At 67.8% G+C, this 12869-nt stretch carries 7 protein-coding genes; 4 read left to right on the top strand and 3 right to left on the bottom strand.

The window, feature by feature from the left end; translation table 11 throughout:
* Positions 1-618 (bottom strand): ABC transporter transmembrane domain-containing protein (locus ACT6S0_RS22865; RefSeq protein ID WP_444766062.1); only part of this gene is annotated, 618 nt, incomplete at its 3' end.
* A 272-nt stretch (positions 619-890) separates the two neighbouring features.
* Between ACT6S0_RS22865 and fhuF the strand changes: the two genes are divergently transcribed.
* The 4 genes from fhuF to ACT6S0_RS22845 all read left to right on the top strand — a co-directional run bounded on the left by fhuF (position 891) and on the right by ACT6S0_RS22845 (position 6485).
* Positions 891-1655, top strand: a complete 765-nt coding sequence (gene fhuF, locus ACT6S0_RS22860; protein WP_444766061.1) for a siderophore-iron reductase FhuF — start codon at positions 891-893, stop codon at positions 1653-1655.
* A 53-nt stretch (positions 1656-1708) separates the two neighbouring features.
* The gene (locus ACT6S0_RS22855) at positions 1709-2545 is read left to right on the top strand and encodes a formyltransferase family protein (RefSeq protein WP_444766060.1); all 837 of its coding nucleotides are present in this window, start codon (positions 1709-1711) and stop codon (positions 2543-2545) included.
* A gap of 92 nt (positions 2546-2637) precedes the next feature.
* Positions 2638-3939, top strand: coding sequence for a lysine N(6)-hydroxylase/L-ornithine N(5)-oxygenase family protein (locus ACT6S0_RS22850; RefSeq protein ID WP_444766059.1), 1302 nt, complete (start codon positions 2638-2640; stop codon positions 3937-3939).
* A 164-nt stretch (positions 3940-4103) separates the two neighbouring features.
* Positions 4104-6485, top strand: coding sequence for a TonB-dependent siderophore receptor (locus ACT6S0_RS22845; RefSeq protein WP_444766058.1), 2382 nt, complete (start codon positions 4104-4106; stop codon positions 6483-6485).
* Between the two features lie 87 nt (positions 6486-6572).
* Here the strand turns inward: ACT6S0_RS22845 and ACT6S0_RS22840 are convergent, their stop codons facing one another.
* Positions 6573-10703, bottom strand: a complete 4131-nt coding sequence (locus ACT6S0_RS22840) for an amino acid adenylation domain-containing protein (protein WP_444766057.1) — start codon at positions 10701-10703, stop codon at positions 6573-6575.
* The coding region (locus ACT6S0_RS22835) for an amino acid adenylation domain-containing protein (RefSeq protein ID WP_444766056.1) at positions 10703-12869 on the bottom strand (2167 nt) is incomplete at its 5' end. The genes ACT6S0_RS22835 and ACT6S0_RS22840, both read right to left, overlap by 1 nt.

The following is a 12869-nucleotide window of genomic DNA, read 5'->3' as shown; positions in this document are numbered from 1 at the left end:
CTCGGGCCTGTTCTTCCTGCTGATCGCGCGATAGGCCTTGTGCAGCTGGTCTTCATGCTCGCGCGCCTTCCAGAAGCCCTCCACGCCGCGGATCTGCGCCATGGCCTGCACCGTCGCGCCGATCGCCAGCGCCACCACGAGCACGCCGAACAGCGGCAGCGACAGGTAGGCCAGATAGGCCAGGCAGCCGAGCGCGGTAACGCAGGCAATCAAGGTCGCGGAGAGTGCGAACGCCACGTCGCTGACCATGTCCACGTCCTGGGACAGCACCGGCATCAGCCGGTGGGTGCGGTAGCGCTCCAGCGCATCGATGGGCGCCGAGAGAATCTTCTGCGCCAGGCTCTTGCGAACCTGCGCGACCACCCGCTGGCCGACGAAGTTGGTCGAGACATCGGACACCATGCGCCCGAAAAGCGCCACCGCGCACAACCCGATGAACGTCAGCAGCAGGCCGCCCGAAAGGCCGCCTTCCCGGTTGAGCACCTGGTTGATGGTGCTCAGCAGCGCGACCGTGGCCGCGCCGGCGCCGATGCCCATGACCGCAGACAGCAGGATCCACGGCAGGAACGGCTTGAGCAGGCGTGCGAACTCACCGTCGGGACGGGGGGCAGTTGTCATGCAAGAACTCTTTCCGCCCGCAGGCGACTGGAGTCCGGCGGCGGGGAGCGAACCCAGCCGCCGGACACGAAACGGATGATGCGGCTCCGCCGCGCCGGCAGGGCTGCGGACGGCAGCGGACCGCCTGTACCCCACTTGACGGGCGGCTCGCGCAAATGTTCATGCCACAGCTCATGCATCGCGGCATGAACACCTGCGCGACTCATCCGTCCTAGCTTCATGCCCCCTGCAAACCGCCGCATCACCGGCGACCCCTTCTGCCCGACGGCGCCATGATCGCCATGCTGGAGCCCCTGTTCCAGGGCGAACTGGCGCCGCACGGCGAGGCGCTGCAGTGTGCGCCGCAACCGCCCGCGGGCGCGGTGCGCGTTGCCGACCTGGTGCAGTCGCCCGAATTGCTGGGCCGCGTGCTTCGCCTGCACGCGTCGCACCTGGGGGTCGAAGGCGAGGATCTGCGCGCGGTGGCGTCGGCCTGGAGCCTGGACTATCTCGGCATGCTTCTGCCGCCGGTCGCGGCCGCCGCCAGCGTGCTGCAACACGGATTCCCCGCTGCCGCGGAGCAGGTCTGGGTGCGCCTCGACCCCAACGCCCGCCCGGTGAGCTTCCACATCCGCGAACTCGGCCGGCCGCAGCGCGGCATGACCACCGCGGAGCGCTATTCGGCGCTGCTGCGACACCACCTGGAGCCGCTGTTCTCCGCGTTGAGCTACCTGTCGGGCCTCCCCGCCAAGATCCTGTGGAGCAACACGGCGCGCAATCTCGAGCCTGTGCTCGACCAGGCTCTTGCACTGACCGGAGGATCGCCGCCCATCGCCGACGACAGGCGGCATCTGCTGCACGACTCCGACTGGCCGGCCGGCAGCGCCGCGACCGGAGCGGCATGGACCAACCCCCTGCCCGGCCCGCAGCGCGAGGTCCGCGTGCAATTCGACGGCCACGACCGGACCATGAGGCTGCACCGCCAGTGCTGCCTCTTCCACCTGCTGCCCCGCGAGGGCTACTGCGGCGCCTGTCCGCTGTCGCCGGCACACCGCTGACGCCACCACATCACATCACTCACTTCTTTCACCCACTACCCGAGCGCATCACCATGTCCAAGGCAAGACTCGTCTACATCATGTCCCTGAGGAATGCGGCGGCCGACAAGGCCGGCCAGTACATCGACTACAAGGGCGGGCAGCGCTACATGAAATCTCCGCTGGAGTACCTGGCCGAAGCGCTCGACCGCACGCCGCTGGGCGATGCCTACTCGCTGGAAGCCGTGCTCTTCGACGACGACGAAGAATCGCCGCGCGACCGCCAGGCACTGCAGGACTACGGGTTCGGCTTCGATCCGGCCCGCCGATGGATCTACCCGGGCGAACTGCAGGTGCAGGGCCGCCGGGTCAACGACATCTTCCACAACGTGCCCTCGACCTACCGGCGGCTGCCGCTGGACGCGGCCGCCGCGCGCGCAACCGGGAAGAAGGAGTTCGAACAGCGCCTGCTCGATCGGCTCACTGCGCTGGAAGCCGACCTCGTCGTGCTCGATGGCCTGCTTGTGATCCTCGACCAGCTGGCGCGCCCCGAAAGCCCTTTCTTCCGCCGGATCGTGAACATCCATCCGGGCATCACGCGACTGGAGTCGCCCTTCGAGCGCCGCGGCGCCTGGGCCACGCTCGACGCCTTGTACGGGGCCAAGGGCCAGCGGGTGATCGACTGGCACACGCGCGAGACGGTGACGATCGAACCGGTACTGAAGACCGGAGCCTCCTTCCACTACGTGGACACCGGCATCGATTCCGGCGAAGTCATATTCGACGTGCTGGACACCGACATCGACCCCACGGACACCATCCTCGAGCTGCGCTGGAACAACTTCAATCGCAGCCTTTTCCCGGCGCTCCACCAGGGCCTGGCCCTGATGGCCGAGACCGTGGACGCATGAACATCCCGCGCCGCCGAGCGTCTTCCTACACACGGCCCAGGGCAGACCGCCGCGCGCGACTCGCCGCCTTCCACCACAGGAGTTGATTTCCAATGCCACACGTCCATGATCTGGTCGGGATCGGGTTCGGCCCGTCCAACATCGCCCTGGCCATCGCGCTCGAGGAAAAGCGCCATGCCGGCAGGCCGCTCGACGCGCTGTTCATCGAGAAGCAGCTGAGCTTCGCCTGGCATCCGCACATGCTGCTGGACCACGCGCACATGCAGATTTCCTTCCTGAAGGACCTCGCCACGCTGCGCAACCCGACCAGCCGCTTCACCTTCATCAACTATCTGCACGAAAAGGGCCGGCTGACCGACTTCGTCAACCTGAAGAGCTTCTTCCCCAGTCGCCACGAATTCAACGACTACCTCTCGTGGGCCGCCGAGCAATTCGAGGATGCCTGCGCCTACGGCGAGGAGGTGTTCGAGGTCCTGCCCGAAGAAAAGGGCGGTGAAGTGGCACTGCTGCGCGTGCGCTCGCGCAACCATGCGGGCAAGCTGATCGAGCGCCTCACGCGCAACCTCGTGGTCAGCATCGGAGGCACGGCGAACATTCCCGACGGCTTCCGCCACCTGCGCAACGACCCCCGCGTCCTTCACTCGAGCAGCTACCTGCAGGACATAGCGCAGCTTCCGGATGCTCGCCGCGTCGCCGTGGTCGGCGCAGGGCAAAGCGCCGCCGAGATCTTCATGGATCTGCAGGGCCGCCCCGGCGCACCGCAGGTCGACCTCATCACGCGCGCCCGGTCGATCCGCCCGGCCGACGACAGCCCCTTCGTGAACGAGATCTTCAACGCCGAGTTCACCGACTACACATTCAGCCGCTCCGAGGAAGAACGCGCCGCGCTGCTCGACGAGTTCTGGCATACCAACTACGCGGTAGCCGACCTGGAGCTGATCCAGCAGATCTACAAGGCCTTCTACCAGCAGCGCGTGGCCGGCGACAACCGCCTGCGCTTCCTGCGTCGCCACGACATCCGCAACGTGGCCGCCGACGGCGCCGGCGTGCATCTCACGCTGTGGGACCAGAATGCCCAGCGGGAGCACACGGTGCGCTACGACGCCGTGGTACTCGCCACGGGCTACGTGCGGGAGCACCACAAGGCACTGCTCTCGCCTCTGGCCGACTACCTCGGCGACTGCACGGTCGATCGTTACTACCGCGTGCAGGCCAGGCCCGACTTCCATCCCGCCATCTACCTGCAGGGCGCCTGCGAGGATTCGCACGGCCTGAGCGACACGCTCCTGTCGGTCACGTCGGTGCGAACCGGCGAAATCGGCAGTGCCCTGCTGGCCACGCCCGGCGGCACCCCGCTGCACCTGAGGCCGGAACCCGAGGCGATCCAGACCTGAACCCGGACGCCGGGCAACGGCATCGAAGAAAGTTCGACACGGGGTGTCTCTGTTTGATGAGTTCGAACGTCTTACTTACAGATGCGCCAAAGACCGGAAGTTGGGCCGGCCTCCGCACCTGAATGTGAATGCGTCGTAATTCAAAAAACTGGAGTTGCTCTTTTATGCGTCCCCTGCCTCGTCAACATCTGCTGAACGCCGCGCTCGCCGCGGCGTTCGGTTCCGTTCTCACCGTCTGGACACCGCTGGCTTCGGCACAGGCTTCCGGCCTGGCCGTCGCCCAGACATTCAACGTGAACGTGCCGTCGCAGGCGCTCGGGGCGGCGCTGAACGAGTTCTCGCGCCAGACCGGCGTGCAGGTGTTTGCCGCTGGCGACGTGGTCGCCGGCACCAGTTCGCGCGCCGTGGAAGGCCGGCTGACGGTCGACCAGGCCCTGAGCCAGATGCTTGCGGGCTCCTCGCTCGAAGCCACGCGCACGGCCAACGGCGGCTTCGCGATCCGCCGGACCACCGGCCTTTCCGGCGCCCAGGGCACCCTGCCCGCAGTGCAGGTGACAGCCAGCGCTGAAGAGTCCCCCACCGGACCGGTCAACGGCTATGTCGCACGCCGTACCGCTACCGCCACCAAGACGGACACGCCGGTGCTCGAGGTGCCGCAATCGATCTCCATCATCGGCCGCGCGGAGATGGACGCGCGCGGCACGCAGGATGTCATGGATGCCGTGCGCTACACGCCAGGCGTCACGACGAACACCTATGGTCCCGACAACCGTGGCTGGGAATACATCCTGCTGCGAGGCTTCGACGCCGGCGTCACCGGCATCTACCGGGACGGGCTCGGCCAGCCGGCGTTCCTCCCCACCTACTACCTGACCGAACCCTATGCCCTGGAGCGCGTGGAAGTGCTGCGCGGCCCGGCATCGATGGTCTTCGGCAAGGCGGATGCGGGCGGCATCGTCAACCGCGTGAGCAAGGAGCCCGGCGAACGGGTGCGCGAGATCGAGCTCCAGTACGGCAGCTTCCAGCGCAAGCAGCTGGCGTTCGACCTGGGCGACCAGATCGGCAACAACACCGACCTGAGCTACCGCCTCATCGGCGTGGGCCTCGACAGCAACGACCAGGACCGGTACCCCGACGGCCGCAAGCTGAACCACACGCGCTCATACATCGCACCGTCCTTGCGGTGGCAGCCCAACGCGACGACCTCGTTGACGGTCTTCGGCGAGTACCTCAGGAACAACACGGGCGAAGACCCCTACTTCCTCACCCGGGACTACGTTCTCTACCCCATCAAGGTGGGTGACTACAGCTTCGGCCAGCTCAAGCAGACGTCGAGCGCCGTCGGCTACCGCTTCGAGACGGCCCTGAACGACACCTGGACCCTGCGCCAGAACTTCCGCTACAGCCAGATCGCCATGAGCAGGCGCGTGGTCTGGGCCGACACCCTCGGAGAAGACCAGCACACGCTCTCCCGCATCGCCAGGACCTGGAACGACCCCGTGAACCTGGCGGCGCTCGACACCAATGTGCAGGGCAAGCTGCAGTACGGCTCCGTCCAGCACACCTTGCTGCTGGGCGTCGACTTCAGCGACCAGAAGGGCAAGCAGCGGCGCTTCGTCGGCGCGGCCCCCGACCTCGACCTGTTCGCGCCCGTCTACGGCCAGGCCGTGACGATGCCCACCAGGCCGTTGAGCAATCTGGCCCAGTCGACGCGCCAGACCGGCTTCTATGCCCAGGACCAGATCAAGTTCGGCGAGAACTGGGTCGTCACTCTCGGCGGGCGCCACGACAGCGTTCGCCAGATCACCGACGACTACCTGAACACGACCCATACCCGGCAATCGGACAGCGCATTCAGTGGCCGGGCCGGCCTGAGCTACCTGGTCGGCAACGGCTGGGCGCCCTACATCAGCTATGTCACGTCCTTCCTGCCCAACAGCGGTGTCGACGCGAACAGCGTCCCCTTCGAGCCGAGCCGCGGCAAGCAGGTCGAGGTCGGCGTCAAGTACCAGCCCGTGGGTACGCGCACCATGTTCACCGCCGCGGCCTTCGATCTGCGCAAGACCAACGTGGTGACCTACGACCCGACGACCGGCGAGGGACGCCAGATCGGCAGGCAGCGCTCCCGCGGCATCGAGCTGGAAGCCAAGGGCGAGATCGCACCGGGCCTGAACCTTGCCGCCGCCTACACCTGGCTGGACATGAAGGTGCTCAACAGCGCCGATCCGGACGAAATCGGCAAGATTCCGCCGCTCGTGCCCAAGCAATCCGCCTCCCTGTGGCTCGACTACCTGCTGGGCAACGGCCTGGGATTCGGCGGCGGCGTGCGCTACATCGGCAAACGCCAGAACGACGAGCACAACACCACGGCTCAAAGCGGCGTGACACTTCTCGACGCGGCCGTGCACTACGAACGCGGCCCGTGGCGCTTCGCACTCAATATCAGCAACCTGGCGGACAAGAAGTACAACACGATCTGCTACCACGGCGAGTGCTATCAGGGCACCCGGCGCTCGGCCACCCTGACGGCCCGCTACAAGTTCTGACATGCCGCACCCTCCCCCGCGCAATGCGGGGGGTCCGGGGGCATCCTTTCTGCCCCCGGCGGCGTGCGCTGCCGCGCCGCCCTGCCTTCAGTGCACGCCGGCCATCTCCTGCGCCTCGCTCATGGCCGCATGCACATGGCGCAACAGCGCTGCGTTGTGCACGATGCCCTGATGATCCGCATCCAGCTCCATGGAAACACGCGGTTCGCCGTCGAACTGCGACAGGAGCGCGACCTTGTCCCTGGCCGCCCTGTCCTTCTTCCACCAGAAATGCGGCGCCACCTTCAGGCGCGGGAATGCGGCGATCTTTTCGGTGATCGCATTCACGCGCCGGGTTCCGACGATCCCGTCGAAGATGTCGGAGGGCTTCACGCCGATACCCGCGGCCGCCACGATCTCCTCGACCGCATCGCGCACAGTCTCGTCGGAGGCTGAGCGGATGAATTCGAAGCTGTCGAGCATCGCCTGGATGGCCTCCGGGCTCATGCTCCCGTTGGCCGCGTCCCGGACGAAGTCGCGGAAGTCCTTGTACCAGGCGTTCGAATCGAAGGTCTCGTCGAGCAGGAAACTGTCGACCATGCCGAGGAAAGCGACTTCAACGCCGTCCTGCTCCAGCAGGTGCGCGACGTGTACCGCGACCACCGAACCCAGCGACCAGCCGACGATGCCGACAGCGCCTTGGAGCCCCATCTTGCGGATCGCGCCGACGTAGAAACGCGCCATCTGTTCGATGGACTCCAGCCCGGCTATGTCGTCCGTGTAGCACAGGCCGTAGACGGGGTGCGCGTCTTCCAGGTGGCGCGCCAGAGGCCGGTAGTCGATGGGTCGGCGTCGCGCGGGCGGCACGCAGAACAGCGGCATCGCCCCTGCCGGCCCCTCATACGCGTTCAGCAGCTGAACGGGCTCTGGCGCAGCGCCGATATCCAGCAGCGCCACCAGCTTGGCGATGGTCTGCTTCTCGAGCAGGTCCTGCAGCGAGATCTGCACACTCAACGCGCGGGACTTGTTGATGCGAGCCAGCAGCTTGAGCGCCACGAGCGAATCGCCGCCGAGCTCGAAGAAGTTGTCGTGGCGACCCACGCGCGGCACACCGAGCACCTGCGCCCAGATCGCGGCCAGTCCTCGTTCCACCGCACCTTCTTCCGCGCTGCGCGGCTCGTCGTCCGCCTGTTCGCTGGAGAACTGCGCAGCCGGCAGGGCCTTGCGGTCGACCTTGCCGTTCGCATTCAGCGGCAACGCCTCCAGCACCACCAGCGCCGCGGGCACCATGTAGTCGGGCAGCTTCTCGCCCAGCCTCTGGCGCAGCTGCACCGTGTCGATCCCGCTGCCCGACACATACCCCACCAGGCGCACCCCCGAAGGCCCTTCGCTCGCAACCACCACCGCCACGCGCACCTCCGGCTGCGCCTGCAGCCCCGCCTCTATCTCCCCCAGCTCCACCCGGAACCCCCGGATCTTCACCTGATGGTCGATGCGCCCGAGGTACTCCAGCTGCCCCTGCGTGTTCCACCGCACCAGGTCGCCCGTGCGATACAGCCGGCCACCCGCCTCGCCGAACGGGTCGGCCACGAAGCGCTCCGCACTCAGGCCAGGACGACCCAGGTACCCGCGCGCGAGCAGCTCCCCTCCGATGCACAGCTCCCCCGCCGCCCCTTGCGGCACCAGCCCGAGGTCGCCTCCCACCACGCGCAGCGCGCGCCCCGCCAGCGGCGTGCCGATCGGCATGCGCTGCGGCTGCTCGTGGCCCTCCTCCAGGTAGGCCGCGCAGTCCAGGATCGACGCGGTGACCGTCGCCTCCGTCGGCCCGTAGGTGTTCAGCAGCGTGACTCCCGCCAGCCCCGCCTTGCGCCACGCATTGAGCCCTTCGGGCGGCATCGCCTCGCCGCCCGCATGGACCTGGCGCAGCGCTCCGTAGGTGCGCGTGCCGTGCCGTGCGAAGTCCTGCGCCAGCAGCAGCCAGTACGCGGTGGTCAGGTCGGCCACGCTGATGCGCTTGCCGATCAGCTCGCGGTAGAAGGTCTCGCTGTCCCACAGCTGCGGCCCGCGCAGCACGATCGCCGCTCCGGCCACCAGCGGCGGGAAGGTCTGCTCGACGAATCCGTCGAAGTTCAGCGTCGAGAACTGCAGCATCCGGTCCGTGGGCACGAGGCCGAAGAAGCGCACCGACTCCTGCGCGTGCTGCACCAGCGCCCGGTGCGCGATGCCCACTCCCTTGGGCCGCCCGGTCGAGCCGGAGGTGTAGATCAGGTACGCCAGGCTCTCGCCGTGCAGCGCCACCTGCGGATCGTGCGCGGGCTGCCCGTGCAGCTCCAGCGTGTCGAGTTCGAGCGTGGCCAGCGACCCGCCGAGCGGCAGTCGCGCCGCAACGTGCGATTGCGTCAGCAGCAGCGCGATGGCGCTGTCCTCGATCATGTAGCTCAACCGCTCCACGGGGTAGTCCGGGTCCAGCGGCACGTAGGCGCCTCCGGCCTTCAGGATCGCCAGGATGCCCACCATCATCTCGATGGAGCGCTCCACCGCGATCCCGACACGTACCTCGGGGCCTACGCCCATTTCGATCAGCCGGTGCGCCAGGCGGTTGGCCCTGGCGTTCAGGTCGCCGTAGCTCAGCACTTCCTCGCCGAACACCAGTGCATCCGCTTGCGGCTTGCGCGCCGCGTGCTGCTCGAACAGGCGGTGCACGGGCTGCGTGTCGTCGTAGCGCTGCGCGTTCACGCCGCGCGCAATCAGCTGCGAACGCTCCGTCTCGCCCAGGAGCGCCACCTCGCCCACCGCCTGTTCAGGGTGGTCCGCCAGCGCCTGCAACAGGGCCACGTAGTGCCCCGCCATGCGCTCGATGGTCGAGGCGTCGAACAGCTCCCGTGCATAGCTGAACTTCGCATGCACCCGGCCGTCGGGACTCTCGTCGGTGTCCAGCATCAACTCGAACTGCGCGGCCTGCCCGGGCAGGCGGTAGGGTTCCAATGCAAGGCCCGGCAAGCCCTTCAGCCCCGAGAAATCCGCGCGCTGGTGATTGAACAGCACCTGGAACAACGGATGGAGGCTCGGGATGCGCTCGGGCTGCAAGGCCTCGACCAGCTGCTCGAACGGGAGGTCCTGGTGCATCTGCGCACCCAGCGCCGCTTCGCGGGTCTGCGCGAGCAGCTGCGACAGGCTTGCGCGTCCGTCCACCACGCCGCGCAGCACCTGCGTGTTGACGAAGAAGCCGATCACGCTTTCGGTTTCGACGCGATGGCGGTTCGCAATCGGCACGCCCACGCGGATGTCATCCTGGCCGCTGTGGCGCGCGAGCAGTGCCTGGAAGCAGCCCAGCAGCGCCATGAACAGCGTGGCACCCTGGCCCTGTACGCGCCTGTTCAGTGCCCGGACCAGCGGCGCGGGCAGTTCGATGCGATGACTTGCCTCGCTGTAGCGCGCGTCGGGTTGACGGGCATGGTCGAGCGGCAACTGCAGCACCGGCTGCGTCTCGCCCAGCTGCATCTTCCAATAGGCAAGCTGGCGGTCCTGCTCTCCGGCCTCCAGCCAGTGCCGCTGCCAGACCGCATAGTCGGCGTACTGGATCGGCAGCGGCGGCAATGCCACCGCCTCGCCGCGCACGCGGGCGCGGTACTGCGCCACGAACTCGTCCACCATGATCTGCATCGACCCGCCGTCCGACACGATGTGATGCATCACCAGCACGAGCACATGAACGTCTGGCGCCAGACGGATCAGGCCCACCCTCAGGAGGGGCCCCTTCGTCAGGTCGAAGGGCGTGCCGCCGATGCGTCGCGCGGCCTCGCCGGCCATGGCTTCGCGCATATCGGCATCTTCCCGGCTCAGGTCCAGCAGCGAGAAGTCGAGACCGCCGTCCTCGCAGATCACCTGCTCGGCGGATCCGTCGGCATCGGAGCGAAACACCGTGCGCAGCGATTCGTGGCGTTCCACGAGTGCCTGGAAGCTTGCGCGCACCGCATCCACGTCCAGCGCGCCGGTGAGCCTGAGCGCATCGCTGATGTGATAGGCCGTGCTCTGCGGATCGAGTTGCCACAGGAACCACTGGCGCAGTTGCGCGAAGGACACGTGGCAACAGTCTTTCGCTGCCTCTTCGCGCGTCAGGATGGGAAACTGGTCGAGCGTCAGGCCCTTGGAACGAATGCCCTCGTACACCACGCGGCGCTGCTCTGCCGACAGCCGGGAGAAGCGCTCGGCGATGCGGCGGGTTGCGGTGGTTTCCATCAAACGGTCTCCATGCTGTCGATCAGCGAATCGATTTCTGAAAGGGCCTGGTCCAGGGGGCCGTCCCGCAAAGACCCGGCGATCCGGGCAGCCATGGCGGCCAGGCTCGGGTGCTGGAAGACGTCGCGGATCGTGAGTTCGCTGTGCATGCCCGCGTGCAGCCGGGCCACCAGCCGCGCGGACAGCAGCGAATGCCCGCCGAGCTCGAAGAAGTTGTCATGGCGGCCCACGCGTTCCACGCCGAGCACCTCGGCCCAGATGACGGCGAGCTTCTCCTCGGTATCGCCCTGCGGCGCCTCGTACGCGTGGCTGGCCGTGAAAGCCGGCGCCGGCAGCGCCTTGCGATCCACCTTGCCGTTGGAGTTCAGCGGCAAGGCATCGAGCACCACGAGCACGGCAGGCACCATGTATTCGGGCAGCGACTCGCCCAGGCGCTCGCGCAGCGCGGCGGTGTCGATGTCCTGCGCCCCCTGTCCGGAAACGTAGCCGACCAGCCGCGTGCCCGCCGGTCCCTCATCGGCGATGACGACGGCCTCGCGCACCTCCGGCTGCGCCAGCAGCCCCGCCTCGATTTCCCCCAGCTCGATGCGGAAGCCCCGCACCTTCACCTGGTGGTCGATGCGGCCCAGGTACTCCAGCTGGCCTTCGGCGTTCCACTTCACCAGGTCGCCCGTGCGGTACAGGCGCTCTCCGTCGTCGGTGGCGATGAAGCGCTCGGCCGTCAGGCCCTGGCGGTTCAGGTAGCCGCGCGCCAGCCCCGCGCCGGAGACATACAGTTCGCCCGCCACGCCCAGCGGCGCGGGGTTGAGCTGCCCGTCGAGCACCTGCAGCCCCAGATCGGGAATGGCGATGCCCACGGGGCTGCGGGAGCGGTCCAGGTCCGCTGCCGTGATGCGCCGGTAGGTCACGTGCACCGTGGTCTCCGTGATGCCGTACATGTTGATCAGCCGGGGGCTGTCGTCGCCGTAGCGCTCGATCCAGCCGTGCAGGCGCTGCGGGTCGAGCGCCTCGCCGCCGAAGATGACGGTACGCAGCGCGAGGCCGCCCTCGCTCGCCTGCGGCAGGCTGGTCAGCTGGCCGAAGGCGGACGGGGTCTGGTTGAGCACCGTGACGCGCTCCTTGCGCAGCAGCCGCAGGAAATCTTCCGGCGAGCGGCTCACCCAGAACGGCACCACCACCAGCCTGCCGCCGGTGCACAGCGCACCGAATATCTCCCACACGGAGAAGTCGAAGGCGTAGGAGTGGAACATCGTCCAGACGTCCTGCTCGCCGAATGCGAACCAGGCGTCGGTGGCGTCCAGCAGGCGGCTGACGTTGCGGTGGCACAGCTGTGCCCCCTTGGGCCGGCCGGTGGAGCCGGAGGTGTAGATGACGTAGGCGAGGTGGTCGCCGTGCATGGCCACCTGCGGATCGCCCGATGGTTCTCCGGAAACATCGAGGGTATCGAGTGCCAGCACCTGCAGCGCCTCGGTGCCGGGCACCCGGATGTGACTCTGCGCGAGCAGCAGCGCTATGCCGCTGTCCTCGACCATGTAGCTCAATCGGTCCACCGGATACTCCGGGTCCAGCGGCACGTAGGCACCTCCGGCCTTCAGGATCGCCAGGATGCCCACCACCATCTCGAGGGAGCGCTCCACGGCGATGCCCACCTTGGCCTCCGGCTTCACACCCAGCGCGATCAGGCGATGTGCGAGCCGGTTGGCCCGCGCGTTGAGTTCGCCATAGCTCAGGGACTGGTCCTCGAAGGACAGCGCGGGTGCGTCGGGATGCAGGCGCACCTGCTGCTCGATCAGCCGGTGGATCGGCTCGCCGGCCCCGGCAGATTGCCTGCGTGCACCGAACGACGCCAGCTGCGTGCGCTCCGCCTCGCCCAGCAGCGCCACGTCGCCCACTGCCTGCCCGGGCCGATCGGCCATGGCATTCAGCACCGCGAGGTAGTGACCAGCCATGCGCTCGATGGTCTTCGGCTCGAACAGCTCCGCCGCGTAGCGCAGGCTCGCGTGCACGCGGCCGTCGGCGTCCTCTGTGGTTTCCAGCGTGAGCTCGAATTGCGCCGCCTGCGCGCTCAGCTCGCATTCGGTCAGCGTCAAGCCGGGCAGGCCCTGCAGCGCCGCGCCGTCGCCGCGCTGGTGGTTGAACAGCACCTGGAACAGCGGGTTTGCACCC

This window comes from Roseateles sp., assembly GCF_052436255.1.
Classification (GTDB): Bacteria; Pseudomonadota; Gammaproteobacteria; order Burkholderiales; family Burkholderiaceae_C; genus Pelomonas.
The sequence above is the reverse complement of the archived record's forward strand: the minus strand, read 5'-3'. Positions and strand labels throughout refer to the sequence as shown.